This window comes from Bacillus sp. 95MFCvi2.1 (assembly GCF_000374965.1).
Lineage (GTDB): Bacteria > Bacillota > Bacilli > Bacillales > Bacillaceae_G > Bacillus_A > Bacillus_A pseudomycoides.
Window position 1 is genome coordinate 1 of the sequence record NZ_KB895706.1, and the last position, 23,061, is coordinate 23,061.

At 35.2% G+C, this 23,061-nt stretch carries 24 protein-coding genes, 1 pseudogene, 2 riboswitches and 1 other annotated feature; of the genes and pseudogenes, 6 read left to right on the forward strand and 19 right to left on the reverse strand.

Annotated features, from left to right (window positions below; all coding sequences use genetic code 11):
- The first annotated feature begins 548 nt into the window (after positions 1–548).
- Complete coding sequence (locus C568_RS0120540) at positions 549–1,247, forward strand: CPBP family intramembrane glutamic endopeptidase (RefSeq protein ID WP_018782576.1); 699 nt, start codon at positions 549–551, stop codon at positions 1,245–1,247.
- Positions 1,248–1,539: 292 nt separating this feature from the next.
- Here the strand turns inward: C568_RS0120540 and proS are convergent, their stop codons facing one another.
- The 3 genes from proS to C568_RS0120555 all read right to left on the reverse strand — a co-directional run bounded on the left by proS (position 1,540) and on the right by C568_RS0120555 (position 4,057).
- The gene (gene proS, locus C568_RS0120545; RefSeq protein ID WP_006093398.1) at positions 1,540–2,970 is read right to left on the reverse strand and encodes a proline--tRNA ligase; all 1,431 of its coding nucleotides are present in this window, start codon (positions 2,968–2,970) and stop codon (positions 1,540–1,542) included.
- Positions 2,971–3,014: 44 nt separating this feature from the next.
- Positions 3,015–3,224 (reverse strand) — a binding site (T-box leader).
- Positions 3,225–3,328: 104 nt separating this feature from the next.
- Positions 3,329–3,613 carry a YesK-like family protein gene (locus C568_RS0120550; RefSeq protein ID WP_018766549.1) on the reverse strand — a complete coding sequence of 95 codons (285 nt, stop codon included), beginning with the start codon at positions 3,611–3,613 and terminating at the stop codon, positions 3,329–3,331.
- Between the two features lie 165 nt (positions 3,614–3,778).
- Positions 3,779–4,057, reverse strand: coding sequence for a YesK-like family protein (locus C568_RS0120555; RefSeq protein ID WP_018782577.1), 279 nt, complete (start codon positions 4,055–4,057; stop codon positions 3,779–3,781).
- Between the two features lie 148 nt (positions 4,058–4,205).
- On the opposite strand from C568_RS0120555, the gene C568_RS0120560 reads away from it, so the two are divergent.
- Both C568_RS0120560 and C568_RS0120565 read left to right on the forward strand, forming a co-directional pair.
- Positions 4,206–5,519, forward strand: coding sequence for an alkaline phosphatase family protein (locus tag C568_RS0120560; protein WP_006093402.1), 1,314 nt, complete (start codon positions 4,206–4,208; stop codon positions 5,517–5,519).
- A 108-nt stretch (positions 5,520–5,627) separates the two neighbouring features.
- Positions 5,628–6,911, forward strand: coding sequence for an MFS transporter (locus tag C568_RS0120565; protein ID WP_006093404.1), 1,284 nt, complete (start codon positions 5,628–5,630; stop codon positions 6,909–6,911).
- 268 nt (positions 6,912–7,179) lie between these two features.
- Here the strand turns inward: C568_RS0120565 and C568_RS0120570 are convergent, their stop codons facing one another.
- The 9 genes and pseudogenes from C568_RS0120570 to C568_RS0120610 form a co-directional block, all read right to left on the reverse strand.
- A complete protein-coding gene (locus C568_RS0120570) occupies positions 7,180–7,431 on the reverse strand; it encodes a helix-turn-helix transcriptional regulator (RefSeq protein WP_006093406.1) in 252 nt (83 codons plus the stop codon).
- A gap of 112 nt (positions 7,432–7,543) precedes the next feature.
- On the reverse strand, positions 7,544–8,785 hold the full coding sequence (locus tag C568_RS0120575) for an MFS transporter (protein ID WP_018782579.1): 1,242 nt from the start codon (positions 8,783–8,785) through the stop codon (positions 7,544–7,546).
- 62 nt (positions 8,786–8,847) lie between these two features.
- Entirely contained in the window at positions 8,848–9,432 is a 585-nt protein-coding gene (locus tag C568_RS0120580) for a TetR/AcrR family transcriptional regulator (RefSeq protein ID WP_003194773.1), read from the reverse strand.
- 80 nt (positions 9,433–9,512) lie between these two features.
- The gene (locus tag C568_RS0120585) at positions 9,513–9,656 is read right to left on the reverse strand and encodes a hypothetical protein (protein WP_003194771.1); all 144 of its coding nucleotides are present in this window, start codon (positions 9,654–9,656) and stop codon (positions 9,513–9,515) included.
- 147 nt (positions 9,657–9,803) lie between these two features.
- On the reverse strand, positions 9,804–10,058 hold the full coding sequence (locus tag C568_RS0120590) for a hypothetical protein (RefSeq protein ID WP_003205752.1): 255 nt from the start codon (positions 10,056–10,058) through the stop codon (positions 9,804–9,806).
- A gap of 38 nt (positions 10,059–10,096) precedes the next feature.
- Positions 10,097–10,365, reverse strand: a pseudogene (locus C568_RS0120595) (thioredoxin family protein).
- Between the two features lie 147 nt (positions 10,366–10,512).
- Positions 10,513–11,181 carry a methionine ABC transporter permease gene (locus tag C568_RS0120600; RefSeq protein ID WP_018782580.1) on the reverse strand — a complete coding sequence of 223 codons (669 nt, stop codon included), beginning with the start codon at positions 11,179–11,181 and terminating at the stop codon, positions 10,513–10,515.
- A complete protein-coding gene (locus C568_RS0120605) occupies positions 11,156–12,196 on the reverse strand; it encodes a methionine ABC transporter ATP-binding protein (protein ID WP_018782581.1) in 1,041 nt (346 codons plus the stop codon). Before C568_RS0120605 ends, C568_RS0120600 begins: the two co-directional genes overlap by 26 nt.
- A 12-nt stretch (positions 12,197–12,208) precedes the next feature.
- The gene (locus C568_RS0120610; protein ID WP_018782582.1) at positions 12,209–13,021 is read right to left on the reverse strand and encodes a MetQ/NlpA family ABC transporter substrate-binding protein; all 813 of its coding nucleotides are present in this window, start codon (positions 13,019–13,021) and stop codon (positions 12,209–12,211) included.
- 86 nt (positions 13,022–13,107) lie between these two features.
- Positions 13,108–13,221, reverse strand: a riboswitch (SAM riboswitch).
- A 235-nt stretch (positions 13,222–13,456) separates the two neighbouring features.
- Here C568_RS0120610 and C568_RS0120615 point away from each other — a divergent pair.
- The gene (locus C568_RS0120615) at positions 13,457–13,774 is read left to right on the forward strand and encodes a hypothetical protein (protein ID WP_018782583.1); all 318 of its coding nucleotides are present in this window, start codon (positions 13,457–13,459) and stop codon (positions 13,772–13,774) included.
- 98 nt (positions 13,775–13,872) lie between these two features.
- Here the strand turns inward: C568_RS0120615 and C568_RS0120620 are convergent, their stop codons facing one another.
- The 5 genes from C568_RS0120620 to C568_RS0120645 all read right to left on the reverse strand — a co-directional run bounded on the left by C568_RS0120620 (position 13,873) and on the right by C568_RS0120645 (position 18,722).
- Positions 13,873–15,414 carry an ABC-F family ATP-binding cassette domain-containing protein gene (locus C568_RS0120620; protein ID WP_018782584.1) on the reverse strand — a complete coding sequence of 514 codons (1,542 nt, stop codon included), beginning with the start codon at positions 15,412–15,414 and terminating at the stop codon, positions 13,873–13,875.
- A 498-nt stretch (positions 15,415–15,912) separates the two neighbouring features.
- A complete protein-coding gene (locus tag C568_RS0120630; RefSeq protein ID WP_018782586.1) occupies positions 15,913–16,662 on the reverse strand; it encodes an ABC transporter ATP-binding protein in 750 nt (249 codons plus the stop codon).
- Positions 16,659–17,657 (reverse strand): ABC transporter substrate-binding protein, encoded by a 999-nt coding sequence (locus tag C568_RS0120635; RefSeq protein ID WP_018782587.1) that lies wholly within the window; start codon positions 17,655–17,657, stop codon positions 16,659–16,661. The genes C568_RS0120630 and C568_RS0120635 overlap by 4 nt, the downstream gene beginning before the upstream one ends.
- Positions 17,654–18,430: an ABC transporter permease gene (locus C568_RS0120640; protein ID WP_018782588.1), complete on the reverse strand. Its 777-nt coding sequence runs from the start codon at positions 18,428–18,430 to the stop codon at positions 17,654–17,656. The genes C568_RS0120635 and C568_RS0120640 overlap by 4 nt, the downstream gene beginning before the upstream one ends.
- Positions 18,402–18,722: an MTH1187 family thiamine-binding protein gene (locus C568_RS0120645; protein WP_006093425.1), complete on the reverse strand. Its 321-nt coding sequence runs from the start codon at positions 18,720–18,722 to the stop codon at positions 18,402–18,404. Before C568_RS0120645 ends, C568_RS0120640 begins: the two co-directional genes overlap by 29 nt.
- 104 nt (positions 18,723–18,826) lie before the next feature.
- Positions 18,827–18,928: riboswitch (TPP riboswitch) on the reverse strand.
- A gap of 58 nt (positions 18,929–18,986) precedes the next feature.
- Here C568_RS0120645 and C568_RS34355 point away from each other — a divergent pair.
- Both C568_RS34355 and C568_RS0120655 read left to right on the forward strand, forming a co-directional pair.
- Positions 18,987–19,241 (forward strand): hypothetical protein, encoded by a 255-nt coding sequence (locus C568_RS34355; RefSeq protein WP_123767159.1) that lies wholly within the window; start codon positions 18,987–18,989, stop codon positions 19,239–19,241.
- 277 nt (positions 19,242–19,518) lie between these two features.
- A complete protein-coding gene (locus tag C568_RS0120655) occupies positions 19,519–20,832 on the forward strand; it encodes an anaerobic C4-dicarboxylate transporter family protein (protein ID WP_018782589.1) in 1,314 nt (437 codons plus the stop codon).
- A gap of 74 nt (positions 20,833–20,906) precedes the next feature.
- Here the strand turns inward: C568_RS0120655 and ilvA are convergent, their stop codons facing one another.
- Both ilvA and thiE read right to left on the reverse strand, forming a co-directional pair.
- Positions 20,907–22,115, reverse strand: a complete 1,209-nt coding sequence (ilvA, locus tag C568_RS0120660; RefSeq protein WP_018782590.1) for a threonine ammonia-lyase — start codon at positions 22,113–22,115, stop codon at positions 20,907–20,909.
- Positions 22,116–22,383: 268 nt separating this feature from the next.
- A complete protein-coding gene (gene thiE / locus C568_RS0120665; protein WP_006093429.1) occupies positions 22,384–23,058 on the reverse strand; it encodes a thiamine phosphate synthase in 675 nt (224 codons plus the stop codon).
- Positions 23,059–23,061: the final 3 nt, after the last annotated feature.

Genomic DNA, 23,061 nt, shown 5'->3' on the forward strand with positions numbered 1-23,061 from the left:
CTTTTAAAAGCAGTAATGTAAGTTCATTATTCCGCAATTATTTATAAAAATTATCATACAAATGATCTGTATATCAAAGATGAATTGATGTGCAGATCATTTGTATGAGCAAAGTCCCTTTAGCATTATGAAGGGATTTTTTTAAATTTCTACATACTTGAGGTTCCATCACATCAACATCAAGTTAAAGCACTTTTAAAACATTGAAAAGTGCTTTTTTATTATAAATACGAATGTAAACTTTTAAATATTTGTTTACATTCATTTCCCTTGATTTTATTGACTTTATCGCAACTTACCCATTTTCCTCAAAAATGACTAGAAAAGTATATATTCAAAACACTGTAAATAAAGAGGTGTAAAATCCATAAACAAAAAAACACATCTCATTGATGTTCAATCCATACCAAGATCACAAATTACCTTAAAATACATTGTCATTAATAAAGAAAAGAAAGATAATATACTTTATACTTTTTCCATCTAATACTATTAACTTTATAAAACAAAATATTATAAATGAAAAAATTAATAACAGGAGAACATGCATGGAGACAAAATTACAGCAAATTAAAATATCCTGGAAAGAATTTATTTTAGGAACATTGTTAGTCAACTTTATAGCAATAATAATTATAGGTATTCCATTAAAAATGACCAGTTCATTAAATTTCATTCAACAAAAATTTAACAATGATAGTCTTATAATTGTACAAGATTTTATATTTGATATTTTTTATTTATTTATATTGATTCTGTTTATATTAAAATATACACCTTTTCAAAAAATAATTATATCTGTATGCAATATCAAACCTTTATATTCATCTCAAACATATCTATATATTTTATTAGTATATATAATCGATACTTTTATCGATAAAATAACAAATTTATATTCTTATTCTGCTGAAATCCAAGCTGAACATTTAGGAATAGAAAATTTATATGAGCAATCATTCACTATTAATATAATTGCTATCCTATCAATTGCATTAATAGGACCAATTCAAGAAGAAATTATATATCGTGGGATTATACTTAAATTTTTTGAAACAAAATATTCTTTTCTAGCTGGATTAATCCTATCTAGTTTACTATTTGGAATTGCTCATAACTACGATATCGCATTTATTATTTCTGCAACAGTAACGGGAATCATGTATTCATTACTCTACAAAAAAACAAATTCCATTTTCCCTTGCATAATAGCTCATATTACTTACAATCTTTCTACATTTTTATAGATTATACTAAATATTATGTAAGTGGCTGTACGAAATGCTTTGAATCCTAACATCGTGGAACAAGATCATCGCTTGCATACATGACGTTCATGCCTTGTGCCTTATCACCTAAGTTTCCGCCATCGTTCCTTTTCGATATTGTTCTATTGGTTCATAGGAAACAATAGAAATAATTAAAACAAAATAACTCCATCCCCAAAATACATACTGTAAATTTAAACAAACATATAAATAGACCTTTATCTCAAATTTTATAAGTTCGAGATAAAGGTCTATTTTAAAACTTACATAATTAATACGCCTTGCCCCAATACACCATATGCTCTGCTTTCTTCCCACAGCATACACATTCTTGTACTAATTCTTCTTGCTCAAATGGTATACAACGCGATGATACTCCTGCTTCTTCTTTTAATTTTTCTTCACAAGCCAGCTCACCACACCACATTGCCTTAATAAACCCTTGCTTTTCATCAGCCGCTTGCTTCATTTCCTCAAAGGCTGTAACACTATATGTGTTTTCATCGCGAAATGCCTTTGCTTTATTAAATAGAGAATCGTGAATCTCATCAAGTAATGATGTGATACGCTCTTCTAATTGATCCATTGATACGAACTCTTTTTCCTTCGTATCGCGTCTGACAAGTACCACTTGATTCTTCTCTATATCTTTTGGACCAACTTCTAATCGAATTGGAACACCCTTCATTTCATACTCGTTAAATTTCCAACCTGGCGTTTTATTACTAGCATCTATTTTTACGCGCGCAACTTTTTGAATACGTCCTTGTAGCTGGGTTGCCTTTTCTAACACACCTTCTTTATGCTGAGCAATTGGTACAATAACAACTTGTACTGGTGCTACTTTTGGCGGCATCACTAGCCCGTTATTATCACTATGAACCATAATAAGTCCACCAATCATTCTTGTTGATACGCCCCAAGATGTTTGATGTACATATTGCCATTTTCCATTACGATCTAAAAATTTAATATCAAACGCTTCAGAGAAATTAGTCCCAAAGTTATGAGATGTTCCTGTTTGAAGCGCTTTTCCATCATGCATTAAACTTTCAATCGTATATGTTGCTTTCGCCCCTGCAAATTTTTCTTTTTCCGTTTTCTGTCCTTTAATTACTGGAATTGCTAAGTAATCTTCACAGAAAGAGGCATACAGGTTTAAAATGTTTAACGTTTCTTCTTGAGATTCTTCTGCCGTTTCATGAATTGTATGACCTTCTTGCCATAAAAACTCAGTTGTACGAAGAAATGGTCTCGTCGTTTTTTCCCAACGGACAACCGAACACCACTGATTATATAATTTAGGTAAATCATTATAAGACTGGACAATTTTTGAAAAATGCTCACAAAATAAAGTTTCAGATGTTGGACGAACGCAGAGTCGTTCCGCTAACTTCTCGTCTCCTCCATGTGTAACCCATGCTACTTCAGGTGCAAATCCTTCCACATGATCCTTCTCTTTTTGTAGTAAGCTCTCTGGAATAAACATTGGCATATACACATTTTCATGACCGGATTCTTTTAGTTTCCCATCCATCACTTTCTGCATATTTTCCCATAACGCGTATCCATACGGACGTAAAATCATACATCCTTTTACACTTGAATAATCAACTAACTCAGCTTTTTTCACAATATCGGTATACCACTGCGCAAAGTCTTCTTCCATTTTTGTAATAGCTTGAACTTGTTCTTTTGCCATATTCTTTTCCTCCTTTAGAAAATAAAAAAAGCCCGTGTCCCCTAAATAGGGACCGAGCTTTTGCCGGCGTTACCACCCTGATTCATGCACAAATAAATTGTACATGCTCTCTTTTTGATAACGGGAACTTCCCGCTGCATATGCAGAACGCAAAGGTAGGTTCCATATCGCCTTTTTAAGAATCTTCCAGCCAAATGGATTCTCTCTCTAGAAAAAAGGTGGGACATGTACTAATCCTTTTTCATCGTTATAACGAAATAAATTTGTTGAATATCATAATATAAATTCTATTTTAAAACAATAGCTAATTTTCTTATTTTTATATATTCTTTTCGTTTTTTTCTGTTTTATACTGAATTTACACATAATTTTTCCGAAAGAGTTTTACAAATTGATGAGTAATCATACCGATGATTGTTCCCACTAAAACAAAGAAACATGCAATACCATAACCCATTCCATCCCATCCTCCAATAGCGAAGATAGTAAAAGGAAAGAAAGCTAAACAAAGGAGAATTAAAATAAGTGCAAATATAATATCAAACGGTCTCTTTGGAAATTGCTTCTTTAATAAAAATGAAACAGCAAATACAATGAGAATTGTTACAGCTCCAATTATAAAAAACACTTCAAATCCATTCATTCCATATCCTCCTTCCATCAATTTCCCTATAATTATTATATGTTTTAAAATTCAAAAAATAAACAATAAACCTTCCTCATGGATGATTTTTTATAATCAGATATTAATAGTGATATACAATAATAAGTATCATAAAATTTGCAGGGATCTACTAAATGTCCCTTATCAATTTTTTATTTTCGCCCTAAGCAATTTTACAATTTGATGAAGTAACATTCCAACAACTGTTCCAATTAGTATAAAGAAACATAAGAAACCATATGCCATACCTTCAAATCCACCAATAAAAAATAACGTGATTAGAAAACAAATTAGACAAATTATAATGATAATAAGACCAAACGTAATATCAAATGAGCGATTCGGAAAGCTTTTTCGTAACATGAACGACACAAAGAAAACAACAATTACTGTTAGGATACTAATTATTAAAAAGGTTTCCATCTTTCTTCCCCCTTGATTTCTTCTTACGCACATTATACTCTTATCAGTCTGAATATATAAAAAATACTTTCTTCTCCGAAAGATATTTTTATTACTAGGTATTAATAGTAATATATAATAATAGGTTATATAACAGGAGGTATACACAATGGGCAAGCCATTAACAAATCATGTAATTGTTTTATCTTTTGACTGTTTATCAGCTTTAGATTTTCCTATATTACAAGAACTTCCTCATTTTCGGTCTTTAATAGAACAAGGTGCAATTGCAAAAAAAGTAGAAGCTATTTATCCTTCTGTAACATATCCAAGTCACGCCACTATTGTAACTGGTAACTATCCTAACAAACATGGTGTTGTAAGCAATACATTACTTCAGCCTGGCAGGGAATCACCAGATTGGCATTGGTACCGCCGTTCTATTAAAGGAACGACATTATATGACGAGGCACGAAAAGCGAATTTAACAACAGCTGCACTTCTATGGCCTGTTACAGGAAGAGCAAAAATTGACTACAACTTACCTGAAATTTTTCCAAACAGACCGTGGCAAAATCAAGTTCTTGTTTCATTATTTAGTGGAAGCCCGTTGTATCAGCTAGATTTAAATCGTCGTTTTGGCCATATTAGAAAAGGGTTGTCACAGCCCGAACTTGATGATTTTGTCCTCGCCTCAGCCGTACATACCATACAAACAAAAAAACCGAACGTCATGTTTGTTCACTTTACAGATTTAGATACACAAAGGCATTATCATGGATTTTCTTCTACAGAGACAACAGCTGCTATTCAGCGGCACGATGAGAGACTGGGGAAGATTATCAAAGCATTAAAAGTAACTGGTATATACGAAGCAAGTACAATTATTGCCCTCGGTGATCATAGCGCTCTAAGTGAGAATAAGGCTATTCAATTAAATGTTCTTTTCCATCAAAAAGGACTCATTTCAGTAAATCAAGATGGCAAATTAACAAACTGGAAAGCTTATTGCCAAAGCTGTGATGGCTCTGCTTATGTACATGTAAAGGATAAAAATGATATCCAAACTATACAAGTTGTCCAACACCTTCTTGAAGAACTCCTTCAAGATAAACAAAATGGAATCGAATTTATCCTTCATGATGAAGGCGCAAAAGAGCGCGGTGCTGATGGAAACTGCCTTTTTATGCTTGAAGCAAGAGAAGGCTATTACTTCACCGAAAACTACACAGGAGAGTTTATAAAAGAAATCTCGGAAAAAGATGTAACTCCCAGTAAAAAATACACGTTCGGTACGCATGGCTATTCTCCAACAAAACCAAACTATGAGACCATCTTCATCGCCGCTGGAAAAGGCATTCGCCAAGGTGCAATTATTCCTTATATGCGTCTCATTGACGAAGGACCGACCATTGCACGGTTGCTCGGATTATACCTTGGTGAAACTGACGGAACTATAATAGAGGATTTACTTCAATTGTAAAGAAATGTGTATCTATGTAAAAAATACGTAAAACTTACCTCTGTTTCTCTTTTTCCTATTTCTATTTTTGTACACTAATGTTAGAACGACTATAAGGAGGAACATTCTATGAAAAAAATGTCCAGACAAGAAAAAAGCTGGATATTGTATGACTGGGCCAACTCGGTATACTCGCTCGTCATTACAACTGCACTATTTCCTATTTATTTCAAAGCTGCTGCAAAAGAAGCAGGTCTATCTGGAGCAACTTCAACAGCTTATTGGGGATATGCAAATTCTCTCTCAACACTTTTAATTTCTATTCTCGCTCCTATTCTCGGTACAATTGCCGATTATAAAGGCTTTAAAAAACGCTTTTTCACATTCTTTTTTGGACTCGGTATTATATTTACAAGTATGCTAGCTGTTGTTCCAACATCACAGTGGTATTTACTACTAGGCTGCTATATGCTCGCTTTAGTTGGATTTGCTGGAGCAAACATTTTCTATGATGCATTTTTAGTAGATATCACAACAGAAGATCGAATGACCCGAATTTCAACTCGTGGTTTTGCATTAGGCTATATCGGAAGTACAATTCCATTTATTGGATGCCTCACTCTAATTATCCTTGCCCAAAAAGGAACAATCCCATTATCAGTTGGTATCGCCAGTCAAATTTCCTTTGCAATTACAGCTCTTTGGTGGGGATTATTTACGATTCCGATGCTCAAAAATGTGGAACAAACGCATTATATTGAAAGGCATCCAAAACCGATCACAATGAGTTTTAAGCGCCTAGCTAATACATTTAAAAATATCCGTCAATATCGCACTGTATTTTTGTTCTTGCTTGCTTATTTCTTCTACATTGATGGCGTCGATACAATTATTACAATGTCCACAGCTTATGGCACAGACCTTGGTATTAGTGCGACAAACTTACTTATTATTTTATTTGTAACACAAATTGTCGCTTGTCCATTCGCCTTGGTGTATGGGAAACTATCTGAAACGTTCAAAGACAAGAAAATGCTTTATGTCGGTGTTATTATTTATATCATTATTTGTGCATACGCTTATTTCTTAAAAACAACACTCGACTTTTGGATTTTAGCAATGCTTGTCGCAACTTCTCAAGGCGGAATTCAAGCGCTCAGCCGCTCATATTTTGCAAAGTTGGTACCGAAAGAATCTGCAAATGAATTCTTCGGATTCTATAATATTTTCGGTAAGTTCGCAGCTATTATGGGACCCGTATTAGTCGGTGTAACAACTCAGCTAACAGGAAGAACAAATGCTGGTGTACTAAGCATTATCGTTTTATTTATAATCGGCGGATTCATACTAACACGAGTACCAGAAAATGCGACTTCTGTTACACCACCTGCTCCAAAATCGGAAACACTATAATAGAAAATGTCCCTTTCTGCATGCAGAAAGGGACATTTTCTATTATTCTATCGACACCTTCCACTACCATATATATCTATTTTAATTTCCCGATATCTAAGTCGTGGTTATGAAAAAAAAAGAAGTTCTCCACTCGTTTTCTCCTTCTGTTTTCACATGGCATGGGGTAAAAAAGACACCGACCGCTCCTACCCATGGGCGGATGCTCTCTCCCACCTAAAAGGAATAGTTTTATGTCGGTCTTTCAATCCGTATTTATATAAAAACTCTACTGCTTATACAAAAATAATTTATCAACCGTTGTCCCTAATACTTCAGCTAAACGAAATGCCAGAGCTAAACTTGGATCATATTTATTATTTTCAATTGCATTTATCGTCTGTCTCGATACTTTACATTTATCAGCTAATGCACCTTGTGAAATATGATTTTCAGTGCGCAATGCGTAAATTTGGTTTTTCACATCTTTTCTCCTAGCCTGTAAAATTATTTTTACAATATCAGTATATATTTGGTACATATAGTTGTCAAAAAATCCCCATATAAAGTGAAACTTTAATCAGTGGGGGTCTTACTGTCCGTTAATGCGGGATAAAAAAGGAGCATGAATCGCTCCTGTTCTAGTAGAATTCCTACACCAAAGAATCCGTAACCCCCTTTTGATTTGCATCCTCTTTTTTATTTCTAACTTCTTCATTTATTCTCATACGTAAAATTGGTAAAATCGCGAGTAAAATAAGTGACATCGCTATACAAAATACAATAATAAGTGAAGTCGCTTCTTTTAATCCCCCAGCTAGTGAATTTCCAATTAACATAGTTCCCATAAAAAGCGGTAAAATTGTACCATTTACACGTCCTACCATATTCTCCGGTACAAGCTGAATCATAAGTGTTCCAACCACAATGTTCACACAAGCTAAGCAAATTCCCGTTCCAAACCGCATCAAACTAGTAATCCAAAATGATGTAGACAGTCCTTCTACAAGAAAAGACATAGCCAAAACACCCATACCAAACACAAACATTTTTTTCGGATTCACTTTTGAAGCAAAGACTGCTGCAACGACGCCTCCAATGAGCATACCTATTCCATCAGCAGCTGCTAAATATTGAACAGCCTCCTTCTCCATTCCCAATCGTTCAATAACAAGAAATATTTCTAATGGATTTGTTAATCCTACTGCTAATCCAATAATTGCGAAAGTAATTGTAATCATATATAAATTTTTTGTTTGAAGGACATACCTCCATCCCTCTTTTATATCATTCCATAATGAAATACCCTCAGTTTTCTCTTTTTCTATCCATCTTGGTAAAAACGAAAGAGTAATAGCCGATAACACAAACAATCCAATTAAGCTATATAGTGAAATAAACAACCCAAGCTGTGTATAAACAATCGATCCTACAACTGGCCCAAAAATCATAAATAGTGACTGTAGCGTTTGGTTTATTGCAATTGCATTTGCAACATGTTTTTCTTCTACGTAGCGTTTAAATATTCGTGACGATGAAGGCTGAGAAAATTGTCCAACAACCGCTGAAACAAGCGCTGCAAAAAATATAGCCTGCCAATAATCCATTTTTAACAAGAACACAATTCCAATAATAGATACCATACTCAGCATATCCCCTACTACCATCGTTCGTTTCGGATTCCAACGATCTGCTAACGCACCACCAATGAATGAAAAAACAAAAATGGGTGCGTATTCCATAACCGATAATAATGAAACTGAAACGGGATCATTATTTGTTCGCTCCATAACGAAATACAAAAGTGCCATATTTCGAATCCAAATTGCAAACTGCTGTAAAATATCAGACGCCATAACAAGCATAAATGCTCGATTTTTAAATAAAGATTTCATACTATCTCTCCTTTATAAACCGACCGTCCAGTCTAATTTAGTATGAAAGAAAAGCTGCTGATTTAAGATTCAGCTGCCATTCCTTGTAGCAGTACATCTATTGCCTTCTTGTAAATGCGTTTCATTTCTGTAGAGTCTAGCTCATAGTAAAGTACCCCAAGCCCTGATAATAAGCCATTTACAATGTACATAAGATCCCTGGTATCTCCTTGACGGAATTCTCCAGATTTTATACCTTCTTCAATTAATTTTTCAAAAACACCATATGATGCCCTTGCTAAAACCAGCATTTCATCCAGAGTTTCTTTGCTCACAATTTGACTTGTAGAAAACTCTTCCACGGCACTAAAAATAGGCTGTTGTATATCTTCCACGTGGTACTCTGCAAGCCCATATAATTTTTCGGTACTCGTATGATAATGCTTTTCTTTTTCATTCCACTTTTCAAGCCAATCATACGTATGTTGTTTTACTACAAATAAAAATAATTCTTCCTTGCTTTTAAAATGATAATAAATGCTACCTTTACTACGTTCAGTAATTTCACAAATATCTTCCATAGATGTTGCAGCGTATCCTTTTTGTGAAAATAACTCTTCCGCTTGGTACGCTATTTCTTTTTTTATCTCTTCTGCACTCTTCCTCATGTTCACACCTCACCGAACCGACCGTTCAGTCTAATATTAACAAATATAAACCCTCTTTTACAAGAGGTCATATTCCTTATTTAGGAAAAAGTATTCTCAAACCATGTTCGAAGTGTATGAATAGCTCCAACCTTCAAACCAAGTTTAACAATAAATACTCCCCCTGCAACTAATAAAAATAAAGCTACCTTCCCTTTATTTTTAACTTTCGGCTTCTTCTCCATGTTCATTCCCCTTATAACATCATATATTCCTTATTTATTAATACATTGCATTTAAACAAACGTTTGTTTAGCTGATTCTATACGGATTCAAGTCAACTAATCAAACGTTTGTTTAAAAAGAAGTACGCCCATAAAGAGCGTATTTTTTTAATCTCCACCGCCGCCACAGCTACCGCCATCACCACCTGAAAAACCGCTATCTCCTCCAAACGAACTTCCACAATCATGTGAATTATCGCTATCAGATCCTGCAAAGAAAAATGGTGTAGAAGTAGCCGTAGTGGATGTACTATCACCAGTACCTGATTTATAAAGATTTACTTTCCGTTTATTCGATCTAATTGATTTTACAATCATTCCAATTAAAACTAAAAACAATAATGCCGCTATTACAAATCCCATATGAAATCCCCCTTTTATTTTCTGAACATTTGTAATCTTCATTCTATATTCCCTAAGGAAATAAATCGTGACTCACAAAGTATTTCTTTTCCTTGATGAAATAATAAAACTGTTGGTGCTGTAAATACTAAATACTTCGCTGAAATTTCTTTCATATCCTCCAATGAAACGACAATATTTTCCACATTTTTATAATGCTTTAACAAACGATTTACCTTCTCTAACATCACATCACGCCACAATTTCCGGTTTTTATGAATAAAAGTAATCATCCTTGTTCTTCAATATATGCTATTAATTCTTCTATTACATATTTTTACTATTATTTTACACGAAAAATTTAAATGATACCACGATATGGTATCTAAAAAAATTAGGTCTCAATTTTATTTATACCTATATTCCAAAAAATAAAAAAGTGCGGTACCTCTTATATTTGAGCGACCGCACTTTTTCAATCTTTCTTTAATTTTCTCGCAATCCCGTTCCCTAGAGATTGTAATCCTTGAACAAGAATAATTAGGATAAAGACTGTTGCATACATCACTTCTGGCTCATAACGCAAATGACCGAATCGATATGCTAAATCTCCAAGACCACCTGCTCCTACAAGTCCAGCCATCGCAGTTGCACCGATTAATCCAATCGTTGCGATGGTCAAGCCGAGCACAAGCGATGGACGCGCTTCTCTAACCATAACGTGCCAAATAATCTTTATAGTAGAAACTCCCATCGCTTGATACGCCTCAATTACACCACGATCCACTTCTAGTAAAGCTGTTTCCATTAAACGTGCAATATAAGGAGCTGTAAATACAACAAGCGGTACAATCACACCTTTCACACCAATTGAAGTTCCCATAAGCAGTTTTGTAAACGGTAGAATGAAGAATAATAGAATAATAAATGGAATAGAACGAATGACATTAATAATTGTATTAAAAATAGGGTATACGATTTTATTCTCTAGTTGACCACCAGGCCTTGTTAAAACAAGTGTTACTCCTAGTGGCAATGCAATAATAATTGATATAAGTAGTGAAATTGATGTCATTTGAAACGTTTGAATCGTTGCTTCCCATATCACGTTACTCCATTCATCCAAAAAGGACTTGTTTCCCATACTCTTTCCTACCTCCTTCTACGATGATTCCTTGTTCCTGTAAAAATACTAAAGCTCTATGTACCTCGTTTTCTTCACCTTGCATATGAACAACGAGTTTACCGTACGCTTCATGCTTTAATTGTGTAATATTACCAGATAAAATATTGGGATACACTTGGAATCGTTTTGTAGCAACAGCCAATGCTGGTTCTCCTGAAGAGTTCCCTATAAACGAAAGTGTTACAATCTCCCCAGTGTTTTTTAGCTCTTTCTGTACTTCTTCCGGAATTTTAGCTGCAAAAGCGCTGTTTACAAATTTTTTCGTGGTTACATGTTGCGGATTTGTAAAAATATCCTTTACTGTGCCACTCTCAACCACAGCCCCATTCTCCATTACAGCAACTCGATCACATATACGCTGAATTACATTCATTTCGTGTGTAATTAGCAAAATCGTAATACCTATTTTCTCATTGATCTCTAGTAGCAAATCTAAAATAGAATCTGTTGTTTCTGGGTCTAATGCACTTGTCGCTTCATCACTTAGCAAAATTTCTGGTTCATAGGATAGTGCACGCGCAATCGCAACACGCTGTTTTTGACCACCAGAAAGCTCACTTGGATATGCATCTTTTCTATCAAAAAGGTCAACAATACGTAAATATTTTTCTACTCTTTTTTCAATTTCAGTTTTTGGAATCCCAGCTAGACGTAAAGGTAATGCAATATTTTCATAAACATTGACTGTTTTTAATAAGTTAAATCCTTGAAAAATCATCCCGATTTTTTGTCTCGCTTGCGCTAACTCTTTTGTAGATAAAGTTGTTAAATCTTTTTCATTTACAATTATATTTCCTGTTGTTGGTTTTTCTAATAAATTTACACAACGGATTAATGTACTTTTACCAGCGCCACTATATCCGATGATTCCAAATACTTCTCCTTTCTCTACTTTAAGAGAAATTGGTTTAAGAGCTTCAACCTTACCTTTTTTTGTTGTAAATACTTTGGATACATTTTTCAGTTCAATCATTATAGTCAGCTCCTACCAAGATGGCAAAACAGAACCATCGAATTTTTTCTCAATAAACTCTTTAATTTCTTTAGATTGATACGCTTTCTTTAATTTTTTTACAGCTGCATCATCCTTATTTCCCGTACGAACAACCACCCAGTTTACATATGGTGAATCTTTTCCTTCACGGAAAATAGAATCTTTAGCTGGATTTAGTTTTGCACCTAATGCAAAATTCGTATTAATCGCCGCTGCTTTCACTTCATCTAGCTGCGTTGGTAATTGTGACGCCTCTAATTCAACAATTTTCAAATTCTTCGGATTCTCAATCACATCTTTTGCAGTTGCTTTCTCGGTTGCTTTTGGATCAACCTTTAAAACACCTGCTTTTTCAAATAATTTTAATGCCCGAAGTTCATTCGTTGGATCATTGGGTACAGCAATTGCATCTCCATCTTTTAACTCTTTTACATCTTTCAGTTTTTTAGAATATACTCCCATTGGGAACGTTACCGTTGAAAATACTTCTGTCAATTTCATATTGCGTTCTGCTTTAAATACATCTAAATAGGATTTCGTTTGATAGCTATTCACATCAATGTCTTTTTCGTCTAACGATACATTTGGTGCTACATAATCATTAAATACCTTTAAATCAACTTGTAGACCATCTTTTGCCGCCACTTCTTTTACTTTTTCAAAAATCTGTTCATGTGGTCCACCTGTTACACCAACTGTAATCTTTTTCTCATCTAGCGCTTTTGCTTCCTTCCCCGAATCAGCACTACATGCGCCTAATAACAATACCGTTCCACTTACAATACTTAACAACAACTTTTTCATATACAATTCCCCCTTATATATATCTGTTCTTAAACAAAAAACACCTCTCAAATAAGAGAGGTGTCGAATAGACAAAATAGGCTCCTCTCTTATCTTCCAAAATGAAAATCGTTTTGCAGGAATTAGCACCTTAGCTTATAATTCATAAGCTCGGTTGCCGGGCATCATAGGGCCAGTCCCTCCGCCTCTCTGGATAAGAGTATTTGTATTAAATTTTTCAAAAACTATGGTACTAATAGTAAATCTCACGAAAAATTTTGTCAATAAGATTTTTCTGAATATAATTTATTTACGAATAATGGATTTCTTTCTTCTAATTATCTATTTGGTAGTCTCTAGACGTAATGAGCAATAGCTATGTACAAAGTATCCCTATCGTTAATATACTAGAACAGCAAATACTTTATATAAACAAACGAAAAGAGGTTATACTGTATGCAAGATAAACATGCTATACAAACCCTACTATTATCTCAGATAGAAAAACTCTCTCAATCCTTTCATTACGATTTTTTATATGAAGAGGCACAACAAGGAACACTATGCCAAATACTTTTACGAGATGATAACGGCTCCATCGTAGCAACGCCACTTAGTTTTCATATGTTGATAAACGAAGTTGCTGGTAAAGGAGAACTTATTTTTTATAACGAACATGGTGAATTTCATCGACAAAAATTTGATATTTATACGGAAGAAAGTATTGTTAAATTACTATTATTCATTCAAGAACGACTACAAGTAAATCAATAAATAATATGAAAGCAGCTACGTAACATGTAGCTGCTTCATGATCTTCATACTAAAATATTTTATGCCTTGCCCATTACACTCCTAAATAAACGGCTCTCTTATTTTTTAGTAACGTTCATTTCCTCCAGATTCCAAACTCTCGTCACCCAAGATTCATAAAAAGAAGGTTCATGAGAAACGAGTAAAATTGTCCCTTGATAGTGTTCTAAAGCTTCTCTCAATGCCTCTTTCGCCTGTACATCTAAATGATTCGTCGGCTCATCTAGAATTAAAACATTACTCCGCATTAACATAAGTTCACATAAACGTACCTTCGTTTGTTCTCCACCACTTAAAAGGCAAAGAGACTGCCGAATATGTTCTTCCTTTAAACCACACCTTGCTAAAGATTGACGAACTTCTTTTTGCGTCATATCTGGACGACCTGAACATACTTGCTCAAGTGGTGTAACTTCTACCCTAAATTCTTCTTGAGCAAAATATGCAGGTTGTACCCGTTCTCCAATATGAACTCTCCCGCTTAATGGTTCTAATTGTCCTAACAACGTTTTTAGCATTGTTGTTTTTCCAATTCCATTATGACCAACAATTGCAATCTTTTCGCCCCTTTTCACTTGTAAATTAAGGGATGGAAACAATGGCTCCACGTAACCAATTTGAATTTGCTGTGCTTGTAATATGCGGCTCACAGGCTCAGTGTGAATCTGAAAATGAAAACGCGGCCGTGGTACATCGTTATGTTTTCCGATTTTTTCCATTTTCTCCAATACCTTTTCACGGCTTTTTGCCTGCTTTGCTTTTCGAATTTTATTTTTTTGAATAAAACTCTCTAAATTTGCAATTTCCTTTTGTTGTCTCGTATAAGCCACTTGCAATTGCTGCTTCTGCAAGCGATAACTTTCTAAAAATCTTTCATAATTCCCCGTATAGCGCTTTATTGTTTGCCCTTCTAAATGATAAATAACATTCGTAATATTGTTTAAAAATGATTCATCATGTGACACAACAATATAGGCATGCTCATACGCTTGTAAATACGCCCTTAGCCAATCTATATGAACTGTATCTAAATAGTTTGTTGGTTCATCTAATAGTAAAACATGTGGCTTCTCTAAAAGAAGCTTCCCAAGTAATAACTTTGTACGCTGGCCACCACTTAATTTTGAAACATCTTTTTTCATCCCTAAGTCTAACAATCCTAAACCAGCTGCTACTTCTTCTATTTTCGTATGAACTTGATAAAAATCTGAACCCTCTAGTATATTTTGTAATTCCCCATAGTGTACCAATAACTTATCTAAGTCTGTTTCCTTTGCCATCTTTTCAGCAATGACTATCATTTCACGTTCAATCGCATACAAATGAGAAAATGCACTTTGTAAATATTCCTCAATTGTTGTTCCTTCTTGTAAATCAATGTGCTGCTCTAAAAACCCCGCCTTTACATGCGGAAACCATTCAATCATTCCCCCATCAGGCAAAACTTCTCCTATTAAAAGCCGAAGCAATGTTGACTTTCCTGCACCATTACTTCCGACAAGCCCCGCATGTTCACCTTGTAATAATCGAAAACAAGCATTATATAAAATGGTTTTATCTCCATACGTATGTGTAAGATTTTCTACTGTTAATACGCTCATTTTTGTTCTCTCCTTTTCTTTATAACTAACAAGCCAAATAGGGAGAACAGCAAAATAAAGATCTTATTTAATTGTATATATGAAAAATGGGTAAGGTGAACACACCTTACCCATTACACATTACTATTGTAAAAAAGGATTAAGGTTCTTTACCTGCTGTCTTCAATTTGGCTTAAACTTTAAAAATGGGCAGACTTCTCCCATATCAAGCTAAAACCATTTGAAGAACAGTTGATAAAGTCATCTTATCCTTTCACTCCTTTATAAATCATTATTGTCTTATAATAAGCATGCACCATGCTCTTATATTTTATTCGTTATGAATCTTTTGGTTCCTCTTTTTCTTTTAAAATTCCTTTGGATATTTTCTCCATTGCATACAGACTTGTAAAATCTAAAATGAGTAAATCCACTCTTTGTTCAATCATTTAACCCATTGTTTCTCCCTCTAAAACAAAAAGCTTCTTAACAGTCACAAAAACTGTTAAGAAGCTTTCATTACTTCCGCATATAAGGAGCCAATATCCCTAAAATCTCGGCCTTATCTTCTTTTAACTCAAGAGATGTTAACATTTCCATCGTTCGAGGACGTGGTAAGTTAACCTTTACTTCACCTACAATCGTAGCTGGCCTTTGTGACATAATGAATACACGATCAGATAATAGAATCGCTTCATCTAAGTCATGTGTTACCATCACGATTGTTTGCTTCTCTTGATGCCATGAATCTAAAAGCCAACGATGCACTTCCATTTTTGTAAATGCATCTAACTTACCAAAGGGTTCATCAAGCAGCATAATCGGCTTTTCGCATAAATAGGTACGAAGGAAACTAATACGCTGACGCATACCACCGGATAATGCATCTGGATAATGATTTGCGTATTCAGCTAGACCAAATTGTTGCAAGGCTTCCATTCCTTCTGTAAGTCTCTCTTTCTTTGGCTTCCCATCAATTTCTAATGGAAGAACAATATTTTGTAGTGCTGAACGCCACGGGAGCAACAAATCTTGTTGCGGCATATAACTTACACTATCCTGTTTTTGAACAAGGGTATCGTTATAGATTACCTCACCACTAGTTGCCTCTTCAACACTCGCAATCAGATTTAATAACGTGCTTTTTCCGCAACCACTTGGGCCTACAAACGAGACAAACTCACCTTCTTGTATAGAAGCACTAATCTTTTCTAGTACATTTTTCCCATCAAATGCTTTCACAACATCTTTTATTTGTAATCCGTTCATTTTTCGCTTGGAAGGAACTCGTTTGTAAAGGCATCTTTTACATCAATTTTCTTTTTAATAACTTTGTTATCGTGCAAGAAATTCATATAATTCGTCCAAACTTCTTCCTTCTGTACTCCCCACGCTTTCGCATCGTCTTGATACTTCGTACTTAACCATTTTTGGCTCTCTTGTACTAACTCTTTATTAATGTCCGGTACATTTTTAATTAAAATATCAGCCGCTTCTTTTGGCTCTTTAATTGCAAAGTTATATCCTTCTGCCGTTGCGTTCATGAATTTTTTCACAAAATCTTTATCTTGCTTTGTATGCTTTTCACTTGTAATAATGACAGGACTATAGAAATCTAACGCTGGATCTAAATCTTTTACCATGATCGTATTTAATTCTTTTCCTTTTCGTTTTGCTTCAATGCCATCCCAGCCATAATAAATCCATTCAAAGTCTGCATCGCGGCCAATTGATTTAAAGAAATCTGTTTGTCCAAGAACAACCTTTTCTACTTTACTAAAATCAGCTTGATGCTTATCCATAATTGTTTTTAACGTCGCTTCTTCTGCTGGTGCACCCCAACCGCCGTAGCGCTTACCTTCAAACCCTTTCGGAGAGGTAATATTATCTTTTTTCAGTGATGCAAATGCAGATGTATTATGTTGAATAATTGCTCCAATTGAAACAACCGGTATTCCTTCAACACGAGCTGATGTTACGTTTTCTTGATAACTTACACCGAAATCAGCTTTTCCTGATGCAATCATTTGCTCTGCCGATACGTTATCACCCGGCTGAATGATTTCTACGTCTAAACCTTGTTTTTTATAGTAGTCTTTCGTCTTTGCTACATATAAACCAGTATGGTTTGTATTCGGGAACCAGTCTAAAACAACTTTTACTTTCTTTTCTTTATCTGCGCTCTCTTCTTTCTTCGCCGCATTACAGCCAACAACACCAGCTGCAAGTATTGCAGCTAGCATCACTTTTAAGCCTTTTTTCATTTTCTGTCGTCCTTTCTGTATATCCATGGTGCTGTTAGTCTTGCCATAAATTCTACGATAAAATACAAGAGCAATGTCACCATGACAATAATTGCTGCAATACCAAATACACGAGCTGTTAAAAAGGATTTTGTTGCACGAGTAAGCATAACACCTAATCCCTCGCTCGCACCAAGCCACTCCCCGATAATTGCTCCCATCACGCTATATGTAACAGCAATTTTTAATCCAGAGAAAAAATATGGAAGCACGGCAGGGAATTTTACCTTCTGATAGATTTGCCATTTTGTCGCACGCATTGTTTGCAGCAACTTGAGCATGTTTTTATCTACTGTTTGAAAACCTTCTAAAATACTAAGAGCAATTGGAAAGAAACAAACAAGAATAACGACCATCACCTTTGGGAGCATTCCATATCCAAACCAAATAATAAATAGAGGGGCTAGTACGACAATCGGAATGGTTTGTGAAATAACGAGTAACGGATTAATTAACACACGAAATAACGGAATCACATCCATAATAATTGCAATACTCGTTCCAAGTAAAATCGCAAAGAATAATCCAATAATAACTTCTTGCAAAGTTTGTATTGTATTTGGTAGTAATAAATCCTTCATTCCAATCAGTTCCTGTACAATAGCAGAAGGTTTAGGCAAAATCCACTGTTCAATTTGAAATAATGAAACAGATCCTTCCCATATAGAAATGAGAAGGATAAGCCAAATCGTTGTAATTGTTATGTTAGATCGTTTCTGGTTTTTCATATTCATCACGGTACTTCCAAACTTTCTCATCAATCGTTACACCTGTACTTGGACGATAATGAATTTTAATAGAAGTAATAACCTCTTCTGCTCCAGCATCAACACAAGCTTGTTGTGCACGTTTAATCACGTCAAGAAGCACGTCTAATTCTCCTTCTAGTGTTGTTTCCATCGCACCTACTTCATAACGAACACCCGATTGTTGTACGACTTCAATTGCTTTATCAACAACGGCATACACATCTTTCGTTTTTGCTTGTGGTACGACTGAAAATGAAATTGTAACTTGTTGTGACATCCGAAAATCCTCCTTGCAAAATATGTTTTGTAAAAAGAAAAGGCTTTCCTACAAAATACGTAGGAAAGCCTTGTATGCAAGTTATTATACAACAACATCTGCTTACATCACTTTAAGTAACTCCCTACGCTGGCATTATCCAGATCAGGTTGAGGGTCGATGCTTACTTACATCCTCTCAGCCAATTGGCTCCCCGGTCTTAATTCGTTTTCATTGTAGCATGATTTATTTTTTCAAACAAACAAATCCACATTTTTTCATAATATGATACCGCTCATAAACTATTGGTCATATATTTTATATTATATTTTCAAAGAAGCTGGTGCCTCAAAACTTGGTAAATGGCATTTTTGGCTCTTACATATCGGGCTACCGATTATAATGATTGCACTTGCTCTTGAGATTTATGGCTACCATGCAGCTATACCTTTTGTTGCTGGTGGAAGTATTCTTGTTGTTCTTGCTATTATCATTTTTGCTATTAATATTTTCACACAAATTAAAGAATCTCTAAAATAAGTCTATTTCATAAGAAAAAAGCAGAAACGGATGAATTCGTTTCTGCTTTTTTCTTTGCAACACATTCACTATACGTCCATTATTTCTTATTTATATATTAAATTAAAGTAATTGTTTTTCCAAAATAATGTCACAAAATATAGTGAATGTTACATTTTATGTGTTATATAATAAAAAGGTTGATTTAACAGGTCTTTATTTGAATAATTTAATAATTATCATTCAAATTAAATTATTCAAAAATATCTTACCATATAGATTTTGGAGGTAGTTTATCATGTTTTGGCTACAATTTATTACCTTATTACTCTGCATTTTTATCGGTGCACGCCTTGGTGGAGTTGGACTAGGGGTAATGGGTGGAGTTGGTATGGCAATACTTGTATTCGTATTCCATTTACAACCTACAGCTCCTCCTATTGACGTTATGCTGATGATTTTAGCAGTCATTACAGCTGCAGGTGCCTTACAAGCTGCAGGTGGAATGGATTACCTTGTTCATCTTGCAGAAAAAGCACTTCGTAAAAACCCGAAGCGCATTACATTTTTCGCACCTATTGTGACATATTTATTTACATTGTGCGCTGGAACTGGACATGTTGCCTATTCCGTACTTCCCGTTATTGCAGAGGTATCACGTGAATCAGGAATTAGACCTGAACGCCCGATGTCAATTGCCGTAATCGCTTCGCAACAAGCAATTACAGCAAGTCCAATCTCTGCTGCAACTGTGGCCCTGTTAGCAATGCTAGCTGATTATAAAATTACATTGTTAGATATTTTAAAAGTAAGTATTCCTTCTACTTTCATCGCTTGTATGCTAGCTGCTTTCGTTGCCAGCAAAATGGGTAAAGAGTTAAATGAAGACCCTGAATACTTGAAACGATTAAAAGAAGGAATGATTCCTAAACTTGAAGAAAAGAAAGAATTTATCGGTGCAAAAGGTGCCAAGTTATCTGTTATTCTTTTCTTATTCGCTACTCTTTTTGTTGTTCTTCTTGGTTCATTCGAAACACTTCGTCCAGGATGGATGATAGATGGAAAATTAGTTCGTCTTTCAATGCCAAATACAATTGAAATGGTCATGCTTACAATTGCTGCTCTTATTATTATCTTCTGTAAACCGAATGTAGAAAGCATTGTATCTGGAAATGTCTTCAAAGCTGGTGCTACAGCCGTTGTTGCAATCTTCGGTATCGCTTGGATGGGAGACACATTCTTTAACGGAAACTTAAGTACGATTCAAGGATCGATTCAACACTTAGTAACAAGCGCACCATGGTTATTCGCTATTGCATTATTTATTCTATCTATTTTACTATATAGTCAGGCAGCAACAGTACGTGCGTTAGTGCCACTCGGATTATCACTTGGTATTTCACCAGCACTTCTTATTGCGATGTTCCCTGCAGTAAACGGATATTTCTTCATTCCGAACTACGGAACAATTGTTGCTGCGATCAACTTTGACCGTACAGGAACAACACGTATTGGTAAATATGTATTAAATCATAGCTTTATGATTCCTGGTCTGGTTGCGACATTTGCTTCCATTGGAATTGGGATGCTACTAATTTCAATTATGTTTTAATATATAAAAAGCACAAACTTTTTCTGAATAAAGTTTGTGCTTTTTTCATTTAATCAAACGTTTGTTTAAATTCTTTATTCAATAACCTCTACATTATATCCTTTCTTCTCTATCGCGCTTAGCACTTCTTCAATATGGTTTTTATCTTTCGTTTCTAACGATAAATGGAGCTGTGCATACCCAGGAAACACCTTTGTTCCAATTCTCTCTAAATGAATATGTAATACGTTCGCTTCAAAATTTGTCACAATTTCAAGTAAGTGTTGCAAATGTCCTGGTTTATCCTTAATTGTTGTCGCAATGTGAACAAATCGACCAGCTTCAACCATTCCATGTTCAATAATACGAGTGATAAAGTTTACGTCGACATTCCCTCCACTTAAAACTGACACAACCTTTTTTTCTTTCACAGGTACTTTTTGATATAGTAGCGCCGCTAATGAACTAGCACCGGACCCCTCTACTAATAATTTATTGCGTTCAAGTAGCATTAGCATTGTTCGTGCAATTTCCATTTCATCCACACAAAAAATATCATCTACGTAGCGCTCTACAAGCTGAAAAGTAAGCTCACCTGGTCTTTTTACCGCGATTCCATCTGCCATAGTCGGTGAAGATTCTACTGTAATTACTTTCTTTTCTTCAAAGGATTGCTTCATACCTGGACAGGCAACCGCTTGTACACCATATATTTTTACCGATGGCTTCTGCTCTTTAATCGCCATCGCTATACCTGCAATTAAACCTCCGCCTCCAATAGGACAGATTACTGTATCTATATCATCAAGCTGCTGCATAATTTCTAATCCAACTGTACCTTGACCAGCAATGACAGCCTCATCATCAAACGGGTGAACAAACTTCGCTCCCGTTTGTTCTTTTAAATCAAGCGCGTAAGCTAAAGCATCGTCAAATACATCACCTTGCAATTCCACGTGTGCTCCGTATCGCTTCGTCGCTAGCACTTTACTAAGCGGGGCACCTTTTGGCATCACAATCGTACAAGGAATACCGAGCATATTACTAGAATAGGCAACTCCTTGTGCATGATTTCCAGCAGATGCTGCAATAACTCCATTTTCTAGTTCTCCTTTTTCTAAAGAAACCATCTTATTATAAGAACCACGTACTTTAAAAGAGCCGGTTTTTTGTAGATTTTCAAGCTTTAAATACACTTCATTCTTTGATAATTCACTAAATGTACTTGAATAATCCAGCGGTGTCATATGTACAATGCCTTTCATTTTCTCATGAGCAGCTATAATATCTTGTAAAGAAATCATATGTTCCCCTCCGAAACGATATATGTTCATACATATTAGTTTGAGCCGCACACTTTGTTTTATACGACAAAAAACCATTTCTTCAGATTAGAAATGGTTCTTCCCATATATCAACAATTTTCACTATTTATCCCGCTATTCGCGGGCAGTAAGACCCCCACCTCAAGATTCAGAGAGAAACGAGGAAGATAGGTGGGAGATTAACTGACCGTAAAATCCCAATTGGTGAGGGATGATAATCAGTATGGGATGAAGAACCCCCCACTAATTAAAGTTTCACTTTATCATTAAAAATACCTGTCAGTAAAGACGTACTTTCATAAGGCGAATCTGCTAAACTAATGGCAGAAATAACAGAAACGCCATCAGCCCCTGCCTCTATAACAGAAGCAGCATTTTTAACTGTAATTCCTCCAATACCAACAATCGGAACTGTAATCCCCGCCTCTCTAAAATGACGCAACCCTTTCGTTCCTTGCACCGCTTTTGTATCTTTCTTCGTACTCGTCGGAAAAATAGGTCCTACTCCTAAATAATCCGCCCCATTTGCAATGGCAAAGCGTGCTTCTTCTATCGTATGGGCAGATACCCCAACAATTTTATCTCCCATTTTTTCACGAACGAATGTAATTCCTTCATCATCTTGTCCAACATGAATACCATCTGCATCTAATTCAATTGCTAAGTCTACATCATCATTCACGATAAATGGAACATTATATTCTTTACAAAGTGCTTGTAACTGCTTTGCAAAATGGACTCGTTCTTTGCCAGTTAAAGCTCCTTCACCCTTTTCACGAAATTGAAAAAGGGTCACTCCACCATCTAGCGCTTCTTTCATTACTCGTAATGGATCCTTTTGGCAATTGTTACTACCCATAATAAAATACACTTGCAATAATTTGGACATTTGCTGTTGATTAATGCGCGCCATTTCCCTCATCCT

What these genes read in the sequence shown, in the direction of transcription:
- C568_RS0120560 (WP_006093402.1), top strand. Translation starts at nt 4,206, where the DNA reads ATGGGCAAGCCATTAACAAATCATGTAATTGTTTTATCTTTTGACTGT.
- C568_RS0120630 (WP_018782586.1), bottom strand. Translation starts at nt 16,662, where the DNA reads ATGAACGGATTACAAATAAAAGATGTTGTGAAAGCATTTGATGGGAAA.
- C568_RS0120610 (WP_018782582.1), bottom strand. Translation starts at nt 13,021, where the DNA reads ATGAAAAAGTTGTTGTTAAGTATTGTAAGTGGAACGGTATTGTTATTA.
- C568_RS0120575 (WP_018782579.1), bottom strand. Translation starts at nt 8,785, where the DNA reads ATGAAATCTTTATTTAAAAATCGAGCATTTATGCTTGTTATGGCGTCT.
- C568_RS0120590 (WP_003205752.1), bottom strand. Translation starts at nt 10,058, where the DNA reads ATGGGATTTGTAATAGCGGCATTATTGTTTTTAGTTTTAATTGGAATG.
- C568_RS0120580 (WP_003194773.1), bottom strand. Translation starts at nt 9,432, where the DNA reads ATGAGGAAGAGTGCAGAAGAGATAAAAAAAGAAATAGCGTACCAAGCG.
- C568_RS0120555 (WP_018782577.1), bottom strand. Translation starts at nt 4,057, where the DNA reads ATGGAAACCTTTTTAATAATTAGTATCCTAACAGTAATTGTTGTTTTC.
- C568_RS0120540 (WP_018782576.1), top strand. Translation starts at nt 549, where the DNA reads ATGGAGACAAAATTACAGCAAATTAAAATATCCTGGAAAGAATTTATT.
- C568_RS0120600 (WP_018782580.1), bottom strand. Translation starts at nt 11,181, where the DNA reads ATGGGAAACAAGTCCTTTTTGGATGAATGGAGTAACGTGATATGGGAA.
- C568_RS0120565 (WP_006093404.1), top strand. Translation starts at nt 5,628, where the DNA reads ATGAAAAAAATGTCCAGACAAGAAAAAAGCTGGATATTGTATGACTGG.
- C568_RS0120550 (WP_018766549.1), bottom strand. Translation starts at nt 3,613, where the DNA reads ATGAATGGATTTGAAGTGTTTTTTATAATTGGAGCTGTAACAATTCTC.
- C568_RS0120570 (WP_006093406.1), bottom strand. Translation starts at nt 7,431, where the DNA reads ATGTACCAAATATATACTGATATTGTAAAAATAATTTTACAGGCTAGG.
- C568_RS34355 (WP_123767159.1), top strand. Translation starts at nt 18,987, where the DNA reads ATGATACCGCTCATAAACTATTGGTCATATATTTTATATTATATTTTC.
- C568_RS0120655 (WP_018782589.1), top strand. Translation starts at nt 19,519, where the DNA reads ATGTTTTGGCTACAATTTATTACCTTATTACTCTGCATTTTTATCGGT.
- C568_RS0120645 (WP_006093425.1), bottom strand. Translation starts at nt 18,722, where the DNA reads ATGTCACAACAAGTTACAATTTCATTTTCAGTCGTACCACAAGCAAAA.
- C568_RS0120585 (WP_003194771.1), bottom strand. Translation starts at nt 9,656, where the DNA reads ATGGAGAAGAAGCCGAAAGTTAAAAATAAAGGGAAGGTAGCTTTATTT.
- C568_RS0120620 (WP_018782584.1), bottom strand. Translation starts at nt 15,414, where the DNA reads ATGAGCGTATTAACAGTAGAAAATCTTACACATACGTATGGAGATAAA.
- proS (WP_006093398.1), bottom strand. Translation starts at nt 2,970, where the DNA reads ATGGCAAAAGAACAAGTTCAAGCTATTACAAAAATGGAAGAAGACTTT.
- ilvA (WP_018782590.1), bottom strand. Translation starts at nt 22,115, where the DNA reads ATGATTTCTTTACAAGATATTATAGCTGCTCATGAGAAAATGAAAGGC.
- C568_RS0120640 (WP_018782588.1), bottom strand. Translation starts at nt 18,430, where the DNA reads ATGAATATGAAAAACCAGAAACGATCTAACATAACAATTACAACGATT.
- C568_RS0120635 (WP_018782587.1), bottom strand. Translation starts at nt 17,657, where the DNA reads ATGAAAAAAGGCTTAAAAGTGATGCTAGCTGCAATACTTGCAGCTGGT.
- C568_RS0120615 (WP_018782583.1), top strand. Translation starts at nt 13,457, where the DNA reads ATGCAAGATAAACATGCTATACAAACCCTACTATTATCTCAGATAGAA.
- C568_RS0120605 (WP_018782581.1), bottom strand. Translation starts at nt 12,196, where the DNA reads ATGATTGAACTGAAAAATGTATCCAAAGTATTTACAACAAAAAAAGGT.
- thiE (WP_006093429.1), bottom strand. Translation starts at nt 23,058, where the DNA reads ATGAGGGAAATGGCGCGCATTAATCAACAGCAAATGTCCAAATTATTG.